The sequence below is a fragment of the Streptomyces sp. NPDC090088 genome, from assembly GCF_044747345.1.
In the GTDB taxonomy this organism is placed as follows: Bacteria; Actinomycetota; Actinomycetes; order Streptomycetales; family Streptomycetaceae; genus Streptomyces.
Map to the genome: position 1 here is coordinate 1,525,080 of NZ_JBIVDZ010000002.1, position 17,979 is coordinate 1,543,058.

A 17,979-nucleotide genomic window follows, 5' to 3' on the forward strand; every position below is an offset into this window, starting at 1 on the left:
GGGTTCAGATGCCCTTGATCGGCGGGTACACCGGCTCCCACATGGCCGCGCGGACCCGGTTCTCGATGGTGTCGTCGACGGTGGTGCGGGCCACGCCGTCCGCCGCCGCGGCGTGGGCGACGGCGATCGCGACGGCGACGGAGGTCTCGCGGAGCCGGCCGGTGAGGGGCAGGATCGGCGCGCCGGGAGAGGTGGCGTCGGTCTGGGCGGCGACGGCGTGGGCGGCGGCGGCCAGCATGGCGTCGGTGACGCGGGTGGCGCGGGAGACGATCGCGCCGAGCCCGAGGCCGGGGAAGACCAGCGCGTTGTTGGCCTGTCCGATCCGGTACACGACCCCGTCCTGCTCGACCGGCCGGAACGGGCTGCCGGTGGCGATCAGGGCACGGCCCTCCGTCCAGGCCAGCAGGTCGGCGGGGACGGCCTCGGCCAGGTCCGTCGGGTTGGACATCGGCAGGATGATCGGGCGGTCGGTGTGCGCGGCCATCGTGCGGACGAGGTCCTCGGTGAAGGCACCGCCCTGCCCGGACGTGCCGATCAGGACGGTCGGGCGCACCCGCCCGACCACCTCGGCCAGCGCGATGCCGCCCACCTTCTCGTCCCGGTGCCAGTCGGCGACCTCGGCGGCCGGGCGGGCGTAGTGGACCTGGAAGTCGCGCAGCTCCGCCTGGTCCGCGGTGAGCAGGCCGTACCGGTCGACACCGAAGATCCGCGCGGTGGCCTCCTCGTCGGTCAGCCCGTCGGCGACCATGGCGTCCCGCAGCTGGTCGGCGATGCCCATCCCGGCCGTGCCCGCGCCGAAGATCACCACACGGTGGTCGCGCAGCGCGATCCCGCTGGCCTTCACCCCGGACAGCACGGCGGCCAGGTTGACGGCGCCGGTGCCCTGGACGTCGTCGTTGAAGGTGAACTCGTGCGGACGGTAGCGGTCCAGGATCCGGCGGGCGTTGGCGGGGCCGAAGTCCTCCCAGTGCAGCAGGGCGTCCGGGAAGAGCCGGCGGGCGGTGGTGACATAGGCGTCGATGAACGCGTCGTACGTCTCCCGGTCCACGCGCGGATGCCGGTTGCCGAGGTAGAACGGGCTGTCGAGGAGTTCCTGGCGGTTGGTGCCGACGTCCAGCATGACCGCCAGGGTGCGGTTCGGGTCGATGCCGGCGGCGGCCGTGTAGACGGCGAGCTTGCCCACCGAGATGTCGATGCCGCCCACGCCCCAGTCGCCGATGCCGAGGATCGCCTCGCCGTCGGTGGCGACGATCAGGTCGACCTCGTCCGGGCCGAGGCCCGCCGCGATGAGCGCGCCCTCGATCTCCTCCGGGGAGTCCACCGACAGGTAGACCCCGGCCGGGCGCCGGTACTCGTAGCTGTAGCGCTGGATCGCCTTGCCGACGGTGGGGGTGTAGACGATGGGCAGCATCTCGTCGAGGTGGTCGCCGAGCAGCCGGTAGAAGAGCACCTGGTTGCGGTCGTGCAGCGCGGTGAGGTTGACGTTCTTGGCCAGGTCGGTGGGGTGTGCCGCGTACTGCCGGTAGGCCCGGTCGGCCTGCTGCTCCAGGGTCAGCACGGCCGGCGGCACCAGGCCGACCAGACCCAGCGACCGCCGTTCCTCCGGGGTGAAGGCGGTGCCCCGGTTGAGGCGGGGCTGGGAGAGCACCGCACGGCCCCGGGCGGTCGTCTCCAGGCGCCCCTCGGCGGCGTTCCACTGGGTCTTCATGATCGGCTCCTTGTCGCGTCCGGCTCTGCTCCGTGGCTTCCGCAAGCCTCGGCCGTCCCGCACACATACGTCCAATGCCTGAAAATGAAGTAACCCATGAGTCCGGTGCATGCGTACGGCGCCACCTGCGCGTTTTGCGGGTTCTTGGCGGCGGGGCGGGGCAGCCGTGTGACGTGGCCGGGTGCGGCGGGCGGCGGTTCAGCCGCGGCGGGCCGTGGCGTAGGCGCGTTCCAGTTCCGCGACGGTGGTGAGGAAGTCGGCGCCCTCGGCCCGGCGCAGAGCCTCGGTGGCGAGGCCGTCGAGGGTGGCCCAGACCTCGGCGATCGGCCGGCGCAGCGCCTCGCCGCCGTCGGTGAGGGAGACGATGAAGGCCCGGCGGTCGTGCTCGGCGCGGGCCCGGGCGACCAGGCCGGCGTCCTCCATGCGGCGGATCGACCGCGAGACCGTCGAGTGGTCGAGCCCGACCGCCTGCTGCAGCTCGGCCTGGGTCTGGCCGTCCCGGTCGAACAGGCGCATGAGGATCAGTTCCTGGCCGGGGTGCAGGCCGAGCCGCAGGAGGAGTTCGGCACCGTAGCCGTGCAGCTCGCGGGAGAGGGCGAAGAGCCCGAAGCCGACCGGGACGCGCTCGACAAGGGTGGGACGAGGCATCACCGGGTCGGGCTTCGCGGCTGGCATGGGGCTCCTCGGCTGGCCGGCGGTGGGGGCGGCGAATCGGCGACCGGGTTGCTTCCGGGGCCGGGATTACCTTAGTCGCGGGGGGTGTTGGAAGCCGGTTCACCCGGCCGTCCCGGGGGCCGTGGCCGTCCCGGGGCCCGCAGCGCCGGGCGGGGAGGCGTCTCGTGCCCGACGGCACACCCAGGGCCGCCGTCGTGGTCGGCGGGGCTCCTAGGCCGCCGGGCGGATCAGCCCCGACTCGTAGGCGAAGGTCACCGCCTGTACCCGGGCGCGGGCGCCGATCTTCGCGAGGACGTTGCTGACGTGCGTCTTCACGGTCGTCGGGGCGATGGACAGCCACTGCGCGATCTCGGCGTTGGACCAGCCGGAGGCCACGGCGACGAGGACGTCCCGCTCGCGCTGGGTGAGGGCGCCGAGCCCCGAGGTGCGGGGGAGGGGGCGGACGGTGTGCTGCAGGCGAACGGCGTCGATGAGCGCGCGGGTCAGACCGGGTGTGATGACGGCGTCGCCGGCGGCCACCACCCGGATGGCCGCGGTGAGTTCGGCCGGGTCGGCGTCGTCGAGCAGGAAGCCGCCGGCGCCCGCGCGCAGGGCGGCCCAGGCGTCCGCCTCCTGGTCGGCCGAGGTCAGCACCAGTACCCGGGGGGTGGACGCCTCCTCGCCGGCGAATCCGGGGGTCCGGGTGCGCTGGGCAGGGTGGGCGAGGCGCCGGATGGTGTCGATGCCGTCCGCCCGGGACAGGTGGCTGTCCATGAGGACGACGTCGGGGCGGAGGACGGCGCTCGCACGGATCGCCTCGTCCCCGTCCGCCGCCTCCCCGACCACCGTCAGGCCGGGCTCGGCGGTGAGCAGCATGCGCAGGGCGAGGCGCTGGAGGGATTGGTCGTTGACGACGAGTACGGAGACCATGCCTGTCTTCTCCATGCGAGGTCCGTTCCGTGCGAGGTCCGTTTCGTGAACGAAACTGTTTCGTTCACATGCTACGCCTGGATTCCCCGCCCCGGGAGAGGGGGGTCGGTCAGGACGAGCCGCTCGGCGATCTCGGTGCTGTGCCGGCCGGGAGCCATGGTTCATATCTCGCATGGCCATGGCGCGACGGCCGATTCACAGGGGCGGCTCACTTCTGCGGTCCCCCGGGCGCTGGTTCACTCCCTCCCGCACCCCCTGACGTCGATCGCCCCATGAACAGCCATGGGGCACAAGGGAGTTCCGCATGCCCGAAAACACCGTGAGGACCGAGGAACAGGCCCGCGCCGAGCGCGGGGTGCCCCTGCGGGCGCGGGTGCGCGCGCTGCTCGTCGTGGCCGGCGCCGCCGCCGCGCCCGGGCTGCTCGCGCCCACCGCGGCACGGGCGGCGGGGCGGCGGAGCAGGACCGTCGCCGCGGGGGAGACCTGGGAGGTCACGGAGATCACCCGGCTCGACGAACTCGTCGTCGAGGAAGGCGCCGTCCTCACCGCCCCCGACGGCGCCATCCTCTCCCTGACCGTGAACGGCGTGGAGACGGGCTCCGCCCTGGACGGCACCTACGGCTGGACCACCGTGATCGCGGCCGGCACCTATCGCGGGGACGTCGTGATCACCCCGGCGGCCGAACACCTGGAGTCCTTCGCCGGTGCCACCTTCCACCTCCGCCAGGCCGTCTACGTCGGCGCGACCGGGGTCGTACAGGCGAACTCGGTGCTGTCCGCCGTACGCGGCGGCCGCCTCACCGACGCCAGTGCCAGGAACGTCGGCCTCACCTCCACCGGCGAGGCGTTCAACGGGTTCTTCGTGGCCGACGGCGCCTCGTACGTCCTGGAGAACCCCCGCATCCGTTTCGACGGCAACGGCCGCCTGGACTTCGCCAGTTACGGCTCCGCGGTCACCGGCGCGGGGGACGGCACCCGGCTGGTCGTGGACGGCGCCGACATCGACAACCGGGGCGCGGTCCGCACCGGGGTCATCGCCCGCGACGGCGCCGACGTGATCGTCAAGAACTCCCGCATCCACACCCGCGAGGGCGTCCTCCCCGCCGACTACGAGCCCGGGTTCGGCGCCAACATGATGACCGTGCCCTGGATGCTGGGCCTGAGCGGCAACGTCCGCGCCACCAACGTGCTCGGCGAGAACACCTCGGCCACCTACCTCGACACCGCCGTCTCCTCCGAGTCCTGGGGCGTGCTCTCCACCGACTCGGTCCGCAACTCCCGCCTCACCGCGATCAACAGCACCGTCACCCTCACCGGCGACTCCGGCTACGGCACCTACGCCGACGGCAACAGCCAGCAGGACCTCTTCCTCGGCACCCGCTTCGACGTGGCCACCTTCGCGGCCATCTCCACCGGCAGCCCGGTCACCTTCGGGGACAGCACCCGCGCGGCGGTGGCCGCGCTCAACACCGAACTCGATCTCCGGCTCACCGACCGGGAGCTGGCGGCGATCGAGCCGCGCCCGTCGGTCGTCGACTCGCGCGGCTTCGGCGTGATGTGGCACAGCGGCGACGGCGGCTCGGTGACCATCGGCGGCGGCACCCGGTTCACCACCGCCGAGACCATGTTCCTCGACAAGGCCCGGCAGATCGCCATCACCGTGGACGGCTCCCAGGGCGCGCGGCTGCACGCCGGCAACGGCGTCCTGGTCCAGATCATGGAGACCGACGACCCCGGTTCCATGACCGGCACCTACACCGAGCCCACCGGGACCCCGGCCAAGGACACCGCCTTCGACGTCACCGCCGAGCACACCGCCGACGCCACCGCCACCTTCACCGACATCGCGCTCAAGGGCGACTTCTACAACGCCATGCGCACCGGCAAGAACCTGGTCGCGTCCTTCGCACGCACCCGGGTCGAAGGCGTGATCTCCGCCTCGGTGTCCCGGCACGCCGTCTCGACCATCACCTCAGCCGAGTGGCGGCAGATCAACCACGTCACCAACACCCCGCAGGCCGCGGTCAACAACGGCGTGCTCGTGAAGCTGGGCGCCGGATCGGTCTGGACGGTCACCGGCACCTCGTACCTGACGAAGCTGGTCGTCGACGCGGACGCGGTGGTACGGGCCCCGGCGGGCCGGACCCTCACCCTCACCGTCGACGGCACGGCGACCGCCCTCACCCCCGGCACCACCTACACCGGCGCGCTCACCCTCACCCCTGCCTGAGCGCGGCCAGTGCGATCCGCTGGGCCACCGGGTTCATCTCCTCGCCCTTGGCGTCGGTCGAGCCGACCGAGTAGACGAGGGTCCGGCTCAGGTCGCGGGTCCCGAGCAGCACGGCGCTGTAGCCGTACCGGGAGCCCGACTTGAGCCAGTACACCCGCCCCTCGTACACGAACCGCCGCAACCCGGCGCTGTAGGTGGCGCCCGCGATGTGCGCCGGGACCGTGAACATCTCCTCCAGCTGCGGTCCCGGCGGCACGATCCGCCCCCGGAAGAGGGAGGTGAGGAGGCGTTCCAGGTCGGCGGTGGTGGAGATCATGTCCCCGGCGGCGAACCGGTCCGCCTGGTTCCACTCGGTGACGTCCACGAACTCCGTGGTCCCGTCGGCCCGCGTCACCTTCTGGTAGCCGTGGTTGTGCGGGCCGCAGATGCGCGGGTCGGTGCCGGGGAAGTACGTGTCCCGCATCCCGGCCGGGCGCAGCACCAGCCGCCCGGCCGCGGAGGCGTACGACTGCCCGGTCACCTTCTCGATCAGCAGCCCGAGCACGGTGTAGTTGATGTTGAGGTAGTCCTGCTGCTCGCCGGGGCGGAACTCCGGCCCCTTCGCCACCGCCGACCGGACCACCTGCTCGGGGGTGAGCGTGTCGAAGCGGTGCGCGTACTGCGCCTCGAAGGAGTCGCCCCAGCCGTCGCCGGCCTGGATGCCGCTGGTGTGGTTGAGCAGCTGCCGCACGGTGATGGGCCGGAAGTCCCGGGTGAACAGGCCCGGGAGGTAGCGCTGGACGGGTGCGCCGAGGTCGATCCGGCCCTGCGCCGCCAGCCTCAGTACGGCCGCGGCCGTCACCACCTTCGTCGTGGAACCGGCCCGGAAGCGGGCGTCCGGGTCCGCCGCCCGGCCGCTCGCCAGGTCGTGCACGCCCGCGCTGCCGCGCCAGGTGCCGTCGGTGCCGCCCACCCGGACGAGCGCGGCGGTGGCGTCCGCGTCGGGCAGTCCGGCGAGGGCGGCGCGCAGTGCCTCGGCGTCGGGGGCCGCGGCCCGGCCCGCGGCCGGTGCCGGTGCTGATGCCGGTGCTGATGCCGGTGCCTCGGCCGATGCGGCCAGGGCGGGTGCCGCCAGTGGACCGGCCGTGAGGGCCAGGAGGAGGGAGGCGGCGAGGGCGGTGCTCCGGGTGCGGACACGCATGCGTGAGCTCCAAGGGAGAGGGGGCCGGTGCAGGGACCCGGTCATCCTCCGGGGGCGCGGCGGTCGGCCGGATCGTCGGCGAGGAGGGCGTGCGCCCCTGAGTCGTCACCCATCAACTAGCTCTGAAAATAGGGAAGTTGCCCGGGTTCGCCCTTAGGGGACGCGGGGCGGCGGGGGTCCGGGACGGAAAAAAGTGTTATCCCGGAGTCCCTCACTCCGTCTCCACACTGTGATCCCCGACCTTGCACAGGCCACCGCACCGGCTGAGAGGGTGCCCTTATGAGGACGGACGTGCACCTGCCCCGGCAGTGGCGCAGCACGGTCACGGCCGCGCAGGCGGGCGACCGGCGGGCGCTGGACGAGCTGGTCGAGGGCTGGCTGCCGCTGGTCTACAACGTCGTCGGCCGTGCCCTCAACGGCCACGCCGACGTGGACGACGTCGTCCAGGAGACCATGCTGCGCGCCGTCGGCAACCTCGGCACCCTGCGCGACCCGGACAGCTTCCGGTCCTGGCTGGTGGCCATCGCCATGCGCCAGATACGGGACCGGGCGCGCCGCAGGCAGGACCGGAAGCTGGACGAGCGGGTCCCGGACGGCGGCGCCGACTTCGCCGAACTCACCGTGTTGCGGCTCCAGTTGGAGGGTCAGCGGCGGGAGGTCGCGGAGGCCGTGCGCTGGCTGGACCCCGAGGACCGGGAGCTGGTGTCCCTGTGGTGGCTGGAGGTCTCGGGCGAACTCACCCGGCGCGAGCTGGCGTCGGCCGTCGGCATCAGCCGGCAGCACGCGGCCGTGCGCGTCCAGCGGATGAAGGAACGGCTGGAGGTCTCGCGCGGCATCGTGCGCGCGCTCGCCGGAGCCTGCCCGGAACTGCGCGAGCTGACCGCCCGCTGGGACGGGCGGCCCGACTCCGTCTGGCGCAAGCGGCTGGCCCGGCACGTCCGCGGCTGCGGCTACTGCGGTGACCCGCGCGACTCCGTCGTCCCCGCGGAACGGCTGCTGGTCGGGATCGCGCTGGTACCGGTGCCGGTGGGCTTCACCCTGTCGCTGGCGCTCGGCGGCAAGACCGCGCTGGCGGCGACCTCCGCGACGTCCGCCGGCTGGTCGGCCAAGGTGCTGGGCGCGCTGACCAAGCCGGCGGTGGCGGTCACCGCGGGGGCGACGATCGTCGCGGGCGGTGCCTATGTCGTCGTACAGACTCCGCACGGGCCGGCACCGCGTACGGCCGTGTCGCCGACGGCGGTGGTCGGCAGCGCGGTGCCGCGGGCACCGGCGGCCACCCCCGCGTCGTCCCCGACGGCCTCGCCGTCCGCCTCCCCCACCCCGTCCCCGTCCGCTTCGGCGCGCTACGGCTCCGTCGTCGACGCGGTCGACCGGGCGCCGGACCCGGACACCAGGCCCGGCGCGCTGCCGCACCGGCCCGAGGCCGGGATCACCAGCACGGGCGGCGCGCACGCCGTCATGAACCACCGGGGCGACAGCGTCACGCTCAGCGGGCAGGGCTATGTGCTGGTCCGCTGGCAGATCTCACCGCAGTACCGGGCCGGGAACCTGGTCATGCCGTCCTGGACCGGGCTCAAGGGGAAGATCTTCCATGTGGCGTCGGGTGGCGGCCGGCGGATGGACGACCGGGTGAGCACGACCGACAGCTCCGCCACGGGCATGGGCAACTCGGCCGTGGGCTACGCGGTGCTGCCCTCCGGCACCCAGCAGATGTGGCAGAACGAGTACTTCTACGTCGACGGAAGCGTCACGCTGACCGTGAACGAGCGGGGCGCCGACTACGGGCTGAGCGTCTTCCCGTCGACCTGGGACGCGGCGGAGAAGGACGTGCTGTACGGGCCCCCGGACGGGGCGATCCGGTACGGGCTGGTCCGGGACGACGGGACGGACTCGGCGCCGGTTCCGCAGTACGTCACGCGGAAGACGCCGAGCGACCCGGCGACGGTGGCTCAGCGCTCGGTCGTGTAACCCCGCAGCGCGTTGAGCACGTCCACCCTGTTCGTGGTGATCGAGTCGACGCCGGTCTCCAGGAGGCGGCGCATCGAGCGGCGGGTGTCCGGGGTCCAGCACGAGACCAGGTGGCCGCCGCGGTGGACGTGTTCGATCAGATCGTGGTCGAGCAGCGTGAAGCGGTAGTTGAGGTAGCGGGGGCGGATCACGTCAAGGAGCGCCGGGCGGGCCGGCGCCAGCGTCTTGCGGGTCAGGGCGATCTCCGCCTTCGCGTCGGCCGCCCGTACCGCCAGCATCGACGGGGCGTCCCCGGTGTAGTAGACGCGGTCCGCCGCGCCGCACTCCCGGGCCACCGCCACGATCCTGGCCACGGCGCGCTCGCTCGGGTCCCCGGGCAGGTCGATCATCACCCGGCTGTCCTTCGTCGCCGTCAGCGCCTCGGCGAGGGTCGGCACGCCGCCCGCCGTGAGGCCGCGCACCTCGTCCGCCGACAGCGCGCTCAGCGGACGGTCGTGCTCCCAGAGCCGGTCCAGGGTCTCGTCGTGCAGCAGCACGGGGACGCCGTCACGGGTCAGGCGTACGTCGATCTCCACCGCGTCCGCGCCCCGGCGGAGCGCGGAACGCAGGGAGTCGAGCGTGTTCTCGCGGAAACGGTAGGGGTCGCCGCGATGGGCCACGGCGGTCACGGTCTGCATGAGCCCATGGTGTCAGGGGCCGGCCGCGGATCGTCAGGGGGCGAGCCACGCCTCGGTGTACGCGTCGATCTCGGACGTGATCCTCGCCTGGCCCGCCGGGTCCAGGAAGGACGCCGTCACCGCGTTCCTGGCGAGGTCGGCGACACCGCGCTCGTCGAGGCCGAGGAGCCGGGCGGCGACCGCGTACTCGTTGTTGAGGTCGGTGCCGAACATCGGCGGGTCGTCGGAGTTGACCGTGACCAGCACACCCGCGTCCACGAAGGCCTTGATCGGGTGCTCCTCCAGGGTGCGGACCGCGCGGGTGGCGATGTTGGAGGTGGGGCAGACCTCCAGCGCGACGCGGTGCTCGGCGAGGTGGGCCAGGAGCTTCGGGTCCTGCGCGGAGCTGGTGCCGTGGCCGATGCGCTCGGCGTGCAGCTCGGTCAGCGCGTCCCAGACCGTGCCGGGTCCTGTGGTCTCGCCCGCGTGCGGGACGGAGTGCAGGCCGGCCGCGACGGCCCGGTCGAAGTACGGCTTGAACTGCGGCCGGGGCACGCCGATCTCGGGGCCGCCGAGCCCGAAGGAGACCAGGCCCTCCGGGCGCAGCCGGTCGTCGGTCGCCAGCCGGACCGTCTCCTCGGCGGCCTCCAGGCCCGCCTCGCCGGGGATGTCGAAGCACCAGCGCAGGACCGTGCCGAACTCGGCCTCCGCCGCCTTCCGCGCGTCCTCGATCGCGTCCATGAAGGCCCGCTCGTCGATCCCGCGCCGGGTGGAGGAGAACGGGGTGATCGTCAGCTCGGCGTAGCGCACCTGCTGGCGGGCCAGGTCGCGGGCCACCTCGTAGGTGAGCAGCCGGACGTCCTCGGGCGTGCGGATCAGGTCGACGACCGAGAGGTAGACGTCGATGAAGTGCGCGAAGTCCGTGAACGTGAAGTAGTCGGCCAGGGCCTCGGGGTCGCTGGGGACCTTGGAGTCGGGGTGCCGGGCGGACAGTTCCGAGACGATGCGGGGGGAGGCGGAGCCGACGTGGTGGACGTGCAGTTCGGCCTTCGGCAGTCCGGCGATGAAGGCCGCCAGATCGCGGTGGGCGGCGGGTTCGGCGTGACGGTCGGTCAAGGGTTCCTCCCCGGAACGGCGCGGGTCCGCCCACGGCGGGGGTACGGCCGTGGGGCCCTGCGCGGTGATCGGCTGATCGGTGGTCCGGGCTCATCGTAGGCCGGGCCCGGCGTACGGCGTGATCCGGGCCTTAGCATGGCGGCGGCACGCGTTCAGGAGAGGGGACATCGAGAGATGGCTGACGAGGCGCCGGAGACTTCGAAGATACGGCTGGACAAGACGGCCGCGGCGGGAGAGGGGCCGGGGGCGGGGGCGGAGACGCCGGTTCCGCCGTCGGTCCATGACCAGCGGACGGTCGCGGCGATGCCGGGACCGGGCGGCGGATCGGCCGACGCCCCGCCGCAGGGATGGGCCAATCCCTACGGGGCGCCGTCCGGCGCGGCTCCCGCACCGCCGTCGAACCCGTTCGCGGCGCCGGGCCCGCACGCGGCGCCCAACCCCTACGCGCCGCCCCCGCCGCAGCAGCCGCAGAGTGCGGCGGTGCCTCCGCCGCCGATCGCGCCGAGCGGGCCGGGGCAGGTGCCGTACGGCTACCCGGCCGTGCCCGGGCCGGGGCCCGGGGTGCCCGGCCCCGGTTACGGCTATCCCGGGCAGTCCCTGCCCTCGTACCCGGCCGGGCCGGTGGGGTACGGCGGTTGGCCGGGGATGCAGCCGATGCCCAACAACGGGCTGGGGACGGCCAGTCTCGTCACCGGGATCATCAGCGCGGTCGGGTTCTGCCTGTGGCCGGTGGCCCTGGTGATGGGGGTGCTGGCCATCGTGTTCGGGGCGATCGGGCGGGGGCGGGTGAAGCGGGGGGAGGCCACCAACGGGGGGCAGGCGCTGGCCGGGATCATCTGCGGGTCGGCGGGGCTGGCGCTGGCCGTCGGGTTCATCGCGTTGATCGTGGTGGCGAGTACCCACTAGGTGGGGTGGTTCGGTGGTGGGGCGGGCGCGGGGCGGTGGGGGCTGGTCGCGCCCACGCGGCGGAGCCGCGTATGGATACAGCCCCGCGCCCCTTTACGTAGGACCAGTCCCTGTTGGGCAGAAGCCCCGTTCCTTTAGGTAGGACTGCCTTCGTCGGCCAAGAGCTGTGCCCTTGCCTCCATCAGCGCGAAGCCCAGCAGGTTGAGCCCCCTCCATCGGGACGGGTTCTCCGCGGCCTCGTCCTTGGCCGCCAGGCCTATGCCCCAGACGCGGTCCACCGGGCTCGCCTCCACCAGGACCCGGTCCCCCGTCCCCAGCAGAAAGTCCCGCAGTTCGTCGTCGGCGGCGAACTTGTGGACGCTGCCCTCGGTGACGAGGGCGAGGCGTTCGCGCTGCCATATCGCCTCGTCGAAGCCGCGGACCAGGCGGCCCGCCTTCTTCGCCTCGGCGGGGTGGGCCGCCGCGAGGACCCGGGCCTCGGCCTCCGGGTCTGCGAAAAGCCTTGCCTTGCCGGCCATCATCCAGTGCTCGGCGGTCGCGTAGGCGACACCGTCGACCACGAAGGGTGACGGCCACCACTGGCTGAGACAGCTCGCCGAGACCTGCCCGTCGGGCCTCGGCCGGTGTCCCCAGAAGTGCAGGTACCTGATCCTGGCCCCCGCCTGGACCGCCCTGATCAGGGCCTCCACAGAATCGATCTTCGCCATGCACGCCAGTCTGGCAGGCACCACTGACACTCCGTCCTGCCTTTACCTTCCCGACTCGACACCTGGTCGACAGATTCCGTCGCGTAACCAAAAGGCAACAACGGAATCACTTGTTGGACTCCCCTTGCTCTGTCAGGATCGGCAGTCAAATCGAGCTGGAGCTACGCCACCCGCCTCTCTGGGCGGGGTGACGGCGGAGGAGAAGCGACATGGACAACCCGGGCACCGCCACCCCGGAGACCTTCCCCGCGCAGGAGCGGCTCGCGGGCGGCGCGCAGTACATCGCGGGACGGTTCACCAAGGGCACGTCCGGCCGTACGCACGCCGTCGTCGACCCGGCCACCGGCGCGGAGGTGTACACCTACGAGCTGGCCGGGACCGACGATGTCGACGCGGCGGTCGCGGCGGCCCGCGCGGCCTTCCCGGCGTGGGCCGGGGCCACCCCCGGCGAGCGGTCCGACGCGCTGCACCGGTTCGCCGCCGTGCTCGCGGAGCGCGCGGAGGAGTTCGCCCGCGCCGAGTCCCTCCAGTGCGGCAAGCCGCTGAAGCTCACGCGCGAGTTCGACGTGCCGGGGACCATCGACAACACCGCGTTCTTCGCGGGGGCCGCCCGGCATCTGCAGGGGCAGGCGGCCGGTGAGTACTCCGGCGACCACACCTCGTACATCCGCCGCGAGCCGATCGGTGTCGTCGGTTCCATCGCGCCCTGGAACTACCCCCTCCAGATGGCCGCCTGGAAGATCCTCCCGGCGATCGCGGCCGGCAACACCATCGTGCTCAAGCCGGCCGAGCTGACCCCGCTGACCTCGCTGCTCTTCGCGGAGGCGGCGACGGCCGCCGGTATCCCGGACGGTGTCGTCAACATCGTCACCGGGACCGGCAGGGAGGCCGGTGAGCACCTCGTCGGGCACCCCGACGTGGCCATGACGTCCTTCACCGGCTCCACCGGGGTCGGCAAGCGGGTCGCCGAGGTCGCCACCGCGACCGTGAAGCGGCTCCACCTGGAGCTCGGCGGCAAGGCCCCCTTCGTGGTCTTCGACGACGCCGATCTGGAGGCGGCCGTCAACGGAGCCGTCGCCGGGTCGCTCATCAACACCGGGCAGGACTGCACGGCCGCCACGCGCGCGTACGTGCAGCGGCCGCTCTACGACGCCTTCGTGGAGCGGACGGCGGCCCTGATGGAGACCGTGCGGCTGGGGGACCCCTTCGCCCCGGGCACCGACCTCGGGCCGCTGATCTCGCACGCCCAGCGGGACCGGGTCGCCGAATTCGTGGAGCGGGCGCGCGGCTACGCGCGCGTGGTCACCGGCGGCGAGCCGCCGCAGGACGAGCTGAAGAGCGGCGCGTACTACCGGCCCACCCTGGTCGCGGACGCCCCGCAGGACAGCGAGATCGTCCAGTCCGAGATCTTCGGCCCTGTGCTGGTCGTTCTCCCGTTCGACAGTGATGATGAGGGCATCCGGCTGGCCAACGACACCCCCTACGGTCTGGCCGCCTCGGCGTGGACCGGGAGTGTCTACCGGGCGGGCCGCGCGACCCGGGAGATCAAGGCGGGATGCGTATGGGTCAACGACCACATCCCGATCATCAGCGAGATGCCGCACGGCGGCTACAAGGCGTCCGGCTTCGGCAAGGACATGTCGGCGTACTCGTTCGAGGAGTACACCCAGGTCAAGCACGTAATGTTCGACAATACGGCGGTGGCTCGGAAGGACTGGCACCGCACGATCTTCGGGGACCGATAGTCACACCTCCGGCCGCTCGGCGCGGCCGGCTTCCCGAAAGGGCATCTAGCGCATGAGGCAGTACGAGCCCGACCGCCCTACCCCGGTCGAAGTGGCCGCCATGCGGCGCAGTCTCCGCAACGGGCGGGCCGCCCTGGCCCGCCGGTCGTTCCTGGGCGGCGCGCTCGCGGTGGGCGGCGTCGGGGCGCTGAGCGCCTGCGGCATCCCCGCGGCCGGCAAGTCCCAGGGCGGGGTCTCCGCCGACGACCACTCGGCCACGGAGAAGGTCGTCAACTTCTCCAACTGGCCCGAGTACATCGACGTCGACGACAGCGGCAAGACGCATCCCACGCTGGACGCGTTCCGCAAGCGGACCGGCATCACCGTCAAGTACACCGAGGACATCAACGACAACGACGAGTTCTTCGGCAAGATCCAGCCGCAGCTCGCCGCCGGCCAGGACACCGGCCGGGACCTGATCGTCCTCACCGACTGGCTGGCCGCCCGCATGATCCGGCTCGGCTACGTCCAGAAGCTGGACGCGTCCAACCTGCCGCACGCCTTCGCCAACCTCTCGGACCAGTTCCGCAGCCCCGACTGGGACCCGGGCCGCGCCTACTCGTACGTCTGGCAGGGCATCTCCACGGTCGTCGCCTTCAACAAGAAGGCGCTGAACGGCGTCGAGGTGAAGTCGGTCTCCGACCTGCTCGACAACCCCGCGCTCAAGGGCCGGGTCGGCCTGCTGACCGAGATGCGGGACACCGTCGGCATGACCATGCTCGACATGGGCATCGACCCGGCGAAGTTCACCGACGACAACTACGACGCGGTGATCGCCCGCCTGCAGAAGGCCGTCGACAAGGGCCAGATCCGCCGCTTCACCGGCAACGACTACACCTCGGACCTCAGCAAGGGCGACCTCGCGGCCTGCGTCGCCTGGGGCGGCGACATCGTGCAGCTCCAGGCCGACAACCCGGACGTCGCCTACGTCATCCCGGACAGCGGCTACATGACGTCGACCGACAACCTGCTGATTCCCAACAAGGCGCGCCACAAGACGAACGCCGAGCGGCTCATCGACTACTACTACGAGCCCGAGCAGGCCGCGGAACTCGCCGCCTACATCAACTACGTCAGTCCGGTCGCGGATGTGCAGCCGTACCTCGCCAAGATCGACAAGACGGCGGCGAGCAATCCGCTGATCGTTCCCGACAAGGCCATGCAGGCCAAGTCCCGTGCCTTCCGCTCCCTGAGCTCGAAGGAAGAGACGGCCTACCAGCAGAAGTTCGCGAAGCTCACAGGGGCGTGACGACACCATGACGAAAGACAGCAGCGGCGACGTCCGTCTCACCGGCATCGGCAAGACGTACGACAACGGCTTCACCGCCGTACAGCCGATGGACCTGACCGTGCCGCAGGGCTCCTTCTTCGCCCTCCTCGGCGCCTCGGGCTGCGGCAAGACCACCACCCTGCGCATGATCGCGGGGCTGGAGGAGCCGACCACCGGCACCGTGCACCTCGGCGACCAGGACGTGACCCATCTGCCGCCGTACAAGCGGCCGGTGAACACGGTCTTCCAGTCCTACGCCCTCTTCCCGCACCTCGACATCTTCGAGAACGTCGCCTTCGGCCTGCGCCGGCGCGGCATCAAGAGCGTGAAGAAGCAGGTCGAGGACATGCTGGAGCTGGTCCAGCTCGGCGAGCAGGCGCGCAAGAAGCCGCACCAGCTCTCCGGCGGCCAGCAGCAGCGCGTCGCCGTGGCCCGCGCGCTCATCAACCACCCCAAGGTGCTCCTGCTCGACGAGCCGCTCGGCGCCCTCGACCTCAAGCTGCGCCGCCAGATGCAGCTGGAGCTCAAGCGGATCCAGACCGAGGTCGGCATCACCTTCGTACACGTCACGCACGACCAGGAGGAGGCCATGACCATGGCCGACACGGTCGCCGTGATGAACGCGGGACGCGTGGAGCAGCTCGGCTCGCCCGCCGACCTCTACGAGAACCCGAACACCACGTTCGTGGCGAACTTCCTCGGCACCTCGAACCTGATCGAGGCCGAGGTCGACACGGAGAGCGGGGACGACATCATCCTCAAGGCGGGCGGCGGGAAGCTGGTGCTGCCCCAGGCGCGATGTTCGGCGCCCACCACGACCGGCGGCAAGGTGCTCGTCGGCATCCGGCCCGAGAAGATCTCCCTCACCCACGCCGACGACGCGGGCTCCATCCCCGAGGGCCGCAACCGCATCACCGGCAAGGTCGCCGACGCCAGCTTCATCGGCGTCTCCACGCAGTACGTCATCGACAGCGCGGTCTGCCCCGAGTTCGCGGTGTACGTGCAGAACGTCGAGCGCGACGGCCGGCTCGTCCCCGGCGCCGACGTCGTCCTGCACTGGAGCCCGGCGCACACCTTCGGTCTCGACGCGGCTCAGGACATCGACGCCGGCACCGAGGAGGAGGCGGCCTGATGGCCACGCTGACGGAAGCGCCGCCGCCGCTGGCGCCGGCCCCCGAGAAGAAGCCGCCCCGCAAGCGCGGGCGCTGGACGCCGTACTGGCTGCTGCTGCCCGGCATCCTCTGGCTGGTGATCTTCTTCGCCCTCCCGATGATCTACCAGGCGTCCACGTCGATCCAGACGGGCTCCCTGGAAGAGGGCTACAAGGTCACCTGGCACTTCGCGACCTACTGGGACGCGCTCAGCGAGTACTGGCCGCAGTTCCTGCGGTCCGTCTTCTACGCGGCGGCGGCCACGGTCCTGTGCCTGCTGCTCGGCTACCCGCTGGCGTACCTCATCGCCTTCCGCGCGGGACGCTGGCGGAACCTGATCATGATCCTGGTGATCGCGCCGTTCTTCACCAGCTTCCTGATCCGCACCCTGGCCTGGAAGACGATCCTCGCCGACAACGGCCCGGTCGTGCACGTGCTGAACTCGCTGCACATCCTGGACCTCACCGACTTCCTCGGCTGGACGGCCGGCGACCGCGTCCTCGCCACCCCGCTCGCGGTGGTGTGCGGTCTGACGTACAACTTCCTGCCGTTCATGATCCTGCCGCTCTACACCTCGCTGGAGCGCATCGACGGCCGGCTGCACGAGGCCGCCGGCGACCTGTACGCCAAGCCGTGGACGACGTTCCGCAAGGTCACCTTCCCGCTGTCGATGCCGGGCGTGGTCTCCGGCACGCTGCTGACCTTCATCCCGGCGGCCGGTGACTACGTCAACGCCGAACTCCTCGGCTCGACCGACACCCGCATGATCGGAAACGTGATCCAGACGCAGTTCCTGCGGATTCTCGACTATCCGACGGCGGCCGCGCTCTCCTTCATCCTCATGGCCGCGATCCTCGCCATGGTCACGATCTACATTCGCCGGTCCGGGACGGAGGATCTGGTCTAAATGCCCGTCGTCAACTGGCTCAAGAAGCGTCTCGTCGTCATCGCGGGACTGCTGACCCTCGGATATCTGCTGCTGCCGAACGTCATCGTCACGGTGTTCTCCTTCAACAAACCGAAGGGGCGCTTCAACTACGAATGGCAGCAGTTCTCGCTGGACGCCTGGAAGCAGCCGTGCGGGGTCGCCGACATGTGCGGCTCGCTCTCCATCAGCCTCCGGATCGCCGCCCTGGCCACGATCGGCGCCACGCTCCTCGGCACGATGATCGCCTTCGCGCTGGTCCGCTACCGGTTCCGCGCCCGCGGCGCCGTGAACTCGCTGATCTTCCTGCCGATGGCGATGCCCGAGGTCGTGATGGCGGCCTCGCTGCTCACCCTGTTCCTCAACATGGGCGCCCAGCTGGGCTTCTACACCATCCTGATCGCCCACATCATGTTCTGCCTCAGCTTCGTCGTCACCGCCGTCAAGGCGCGCGTGATGTCGATGGACCCGCGCCTGGAGGAGGCGGCCCGGGACCTCTACGCCGGACCGGTGCAGACGTTCGTCAGGGTCACCCTCCCCATCGCGGCCCCCGGAATCGCGGCGGGCGCGCTGCTCTCCTTCGCGCTCTCCTTCGACGATTTCATCATCACCAATTTCAACGCGGGCTCCACCGTCACCTTCCCCATGTTCGTCTGGGGTTCGGCACAGCGCGGCACGCCCGTCCAGATCAATGTCATCGGCACGGCCATGTTCCTGGTCGCCGTACTGTTCGTGCTGGCGTCGATGCTCGTCAACAACCGCCGCAACAGGCAAAAGGCATAGCCCTTAATTGA

The 17,979-nt window shown here is 71.5% G+C and carries 14 protein-coding genes and 1 pseudogene; 8 read left to right on the forward strand and 7 right to left on the reverse strand.

Going from position 1 to position 17,979, the window contains the following annotated elements; genetic code table 11:
- Positions 1-4: 4 nt before the first annotated feature.
- From ACIPSJ_RS15595 to ACIPSJ_RS15605, 3 genes are all read right to left on the reverse strand, one after another.
- Complete coding sequence (locus ACIPSJ_RS15595) at positions 5-1,708, reverse strand: NAD-dependent malic enzyme (protein ID WP_401346091.1); 1,704 nt, start codon at positions 1,706-1,708, stop codon at positions 5-7.
- A gap of 198 nt (positions 1,709-1,906) precedes the next feature.
- Positions 1,907-2,383 carry a MarR family winged helix-turn-helix transcriptional regulator gene (locus ACIPSJ_RS15600; protein ID WP_401346092.1) on the reverse strand — a complete coding sequence of 159 codons (477 nt, stop codon included), beginning with the start codon at positions 2,381-2,383 and terminating at the stop codon, positions 1,907-1,909.
- A 210-nt stretch (positions 2,384-2,593) separates the two neighbouring features.
- Positions 2,594-3,292 (reverse strand): response regulator transcription factor, encoded by a 699-nt coding sequence (locus tag ACIPSJ_RS15605; RefSeq protein ID WP_359216194.1) that lies wholly within the window; start codon positions 3,290-3,292, stop codon positions 2,594-2,596.
- A gap of 304 nt (positions 3,293-3,596) precedes the next feature.
- Between ACIPSJ_RS15605 and ACIPSJ_RS15610 the strand changes: the two genes are divergently transcribed.
- Complete coding sequence (locus ACIPSJ_RS15610) at positions 3,597-5,522, forward strand: hypothetical protein (protein WP_359216021.1); 1,926 nt, start codon at positions 3,597-3,599, stop codon at positions 5,520-5,522.
- On the opposite strand, the gene ACIPSJ_RS15615 is transcribed toward ACIPSJ_RS15610, so the two are convergent.
- Positions 5,509-6,702, reverse strand: a complete 1,194-nt coding sequence (locus ACIPSJ_RS15615; RefSeq protein WP_401346095.1) for a serine hydrolase domain-containing protein — start codon at positions 6,700-6,702, stop codon at positions 5,509-5,511. The two genes, ACIPSJ_RS15610 and ACIPSJ_RS15615, sit on opposite strands and share 14 nt — an antisense overlap.
- A gap of 279 nt (positions 6,703-6,981) precedes the next feature.
- Between ACIPSJ_RS15615 and ACIPSJ_RS15620 the strand changes: the two genes are divergently transcribed.
- A complete protein-coding gene (locus tag ACIPSJ_RS15620; protein WP_401346097.1) occupies positions 6,982-8,670 on the forward strand; it encodes an RNA polymerase sigma factor in 1,689 nt (562 codons plus the stop codon).
- Here ACIPSJ_RS15620 and ACIPSJ_RS15625 read toward each other — a convergent pair.
- Both ACIPSJ_RS15625 and ACIPSJ_RS15630 read right to left on the reverse strand, forming a co-directional pair.
- Entirely contained in the window at positions 8,652-9,347 is a 696-nt protein-coding gene (locus tag ACIPSJ_RS15625; RefSeq protein WP_401346098.1) for a glycerophosphodiester phosphodiesterase, read from the reverse strand. The two genes, ACIPSJ_RS15620 and ACIPSJ_RS15625, sit on opposite strands and share 19 nt — an antisense overlap.
- A 33-nt stretch (positions 9,348-9,380) precedes the next feature.
- A pseudogene (locus tag ACIPSJ_RS15630) lies at positions 9,381-10,579 on the reverse strand (adenosine deaminase).
- Between the two features lie 37 nt (positions 10,580-10,616).
- Between ACIPSJ_RS15630 and ACIPSJ_RS15635 the strand changes: the two are divergent.
- The gene (locus ACIPSJ_RS15635) at positions 10,617-11,348 is read left to right on the forward strand and encodes a DUF4190 domain-containing protein (RefSeq protein WP_401346101.1); all 732 of its coding nucleotides are present in this window, start codon (positions 10,617-10,619) and stop codon (positions 11,346-11,348) included.
- A 134-nt stretch (positions 11,349-11,482) separates the two neighbouring features.
- Here the strand turns inward: ACIPSJ_RS15635 and ACIPSJ_RS15640 are convergent, their stop codons facing one another.
- A complete protein-coding gene (locus ACIPSJ_RS15640) occupies positions 11,483-12,055 on the reverse strand; it encodes an NADAR family protein (protein WP_401346104.1) in 573 nt (190 codons plus the stop codon).
- A gap of 209 nt (positions 12,056-12,264) precedes the next feature.
- On the opposite strand from ACIPSJ_RS15640, the gene ACIPSJ_RS15645 reads away from it, so the two are divergent.
- The 5 genes from ACIPSJ_RS15645 to ACIPSJ_RS15665 are packed head-to-tail and all read left to right on the forward strand — an operon-like array spanning position 12,265 to position 17,968.
- Positions 12,265-13,800 carry a gamma-aminobutyraldehyde dehydrogenase gene (locus tag ACIPSJ_RS15645; protein ID WP_401346106.1) on the forward strand — a complete coding sequence of 512 codons (1,536 nt, stop codon included), beginning with the start codon at positions 12,265-12,267 and terminating at the stop codon, positions 13,798-13,800.
- Positions 13,801-13,852: 52 nt separating this feature from the next.
- Positions 13,853-15,088 carry a spermidine/putrescine ABC transporter substrate-binding protein gene (locus tag ACIPSJ_RS15650; protein WP_359216042.1) on the forward strand — a complete coding sequence of 412 codons (1,236 nt, stop codon included), beginning with the start codon at positions 13,853-13,855 and terminating at the stop codon, positions 15,086-15,088.
- Positions 15,089-15,095: 7 nt separating this feature from the next.
- Positions 15,096-16,241: an ABC transporter ATP-binding protein gene (locus ACIPSJ_RS15655; protein WP_401346109.1), complete on the forward strand. Its 1,146-nt coding sequence runs from the start codon at positions 15,096-15,098 to the stop codon at positions 16,239-16,241.
- Entirely contained in the window at positions 16,241-17,167 is a 927-nt protein-coding gene (locus tag ACIPSJ_RS15660; RefSeq protein WP_359216048.1) for an ABC transporter permease, read from the forward strand. Before ACIPSJ_RS15655 ends, ACIPSJ_RS15660 begins: the two co-directional genes overlap by 1 nt.
- Positions 17,168-17,968, forward strand: a complete 801-nt coding sequence (locus ACIPSJ_RS15665) for an ABC transporter permease (protein ID WP_359216051.1) — start codon at positions 17,168-17,170, stop codon at positions 17,966-17,968.
- Positions 17,969-17,979: the final 11 nt, after the last annotated feature.

Excerpts from the sequence above, each read along its gene's own strand:
- ACIPSJ_RS15650 (WP_359216042.1), top strand. The coding sequence starts at position 13,853 with ATGAGGCAGTACGAGCCCGACCGCCCTACCCCGGTCGAAGTGGCCGCC.
- ACIPSJ_RS15600 (WP_401346092.1), bottom strand. The coding sequence starts at position 2,383 with ATGCCAGCCGCGAAGCCCGACCCGGTGATGCCTCGTCCCACCCTTGTC.
- ACIPSJ_RS15640 (WP_401346104.1), bottom strand. The coding sequence starts at position 12,055 with ATGGCGAAGATCGATTCTGTGGAGGCCCTGATCAGGGCGGTCCAGGCG.
- ACIPSJ_RS15665 (WP_359216051.1), top strand. The coding sequence starts at position 17,168 with ATGCCCGTCGTCAACTGGCTCAAGAAGCGTCTCGTCGTCATCGCGGGA.
- ACIPSJ_RS15625 (WP_401346098.1), bottom strand. The coding sequence starts at position 9,347 with ATGCAGACCGTGACCGCCGTGGCCCATCGCGGCGACCCCTACCGTTTC.
- ACIPSJ_RS15610 (WP_359216021.1), top strand. The coding sequence starts at position 3,597 with ATGCCCGAAAACACCGTGAGGACCGAGGAACAGGCCCGCGCCGAGCGC.
- ACIPSJ_RS15605 (WP_359216194.1), bottom strand. The coding sequence starts at position 3,292 with ATGGTCTCCGTACTCGTCGTCAACGACCAATCCCTCCAGCGCCTCGCC.
- ACIPSJ_RS15660 (WP_359216048.1), top strand. The coding sequence starts at position 16,241 with ATGGCCACGCTGACGGAAGCGCCGCCGCCGCTGGCGCCGGCCCCCGAG.
- ACIPSJ_RS15645 (WP_401346106.1), top strand. The coding sequence starts at position 12,265 with ATGGACAACCCGGGCACCGCCACCCCGGAGACCTTCCCCGCGCAGGAG.
- ACIPSJ_RS15655 (WP_401346109.1), top strand. The coding sequence starts at position 15,096 with ATGACGAAAGACAGCAGCGGCGACGTCCGTCTCACCGGCATCGGCAAG.
- ACIPSJ_RS15615 (WP_401346095.1), bottom strand. The coding sequence starts at position 6,702 with ATGCGTGTCCGCACCCGGAGCACCGCCCTCGCCGCCTCCCTCCTCCTG.
- ACIPSJ_RS15635 (WP_401346101.1), top strand. The coding sequence starts at position 10,617 with ATGGCTGACGAGGCGCCGGAGACTTCGAAGATACGGCTGGACAAGACG.
- ACIPSJ_RS15595 (WP_401346091.1), bottom strand. The coding sequence starts at position 1,708 with ATGAAGACCCAGTGGAACGCCGCCGAGGGGCGCCTGGAGACGACCGCC.
- ACIPSJ_RS15620 (WP_401346097.1), top strand. The coding sequence starts at position 6,982 with ATGAGGACGGACGTGCACCTGCCCCGGCAGTGGCGCAGCACGGTCACG.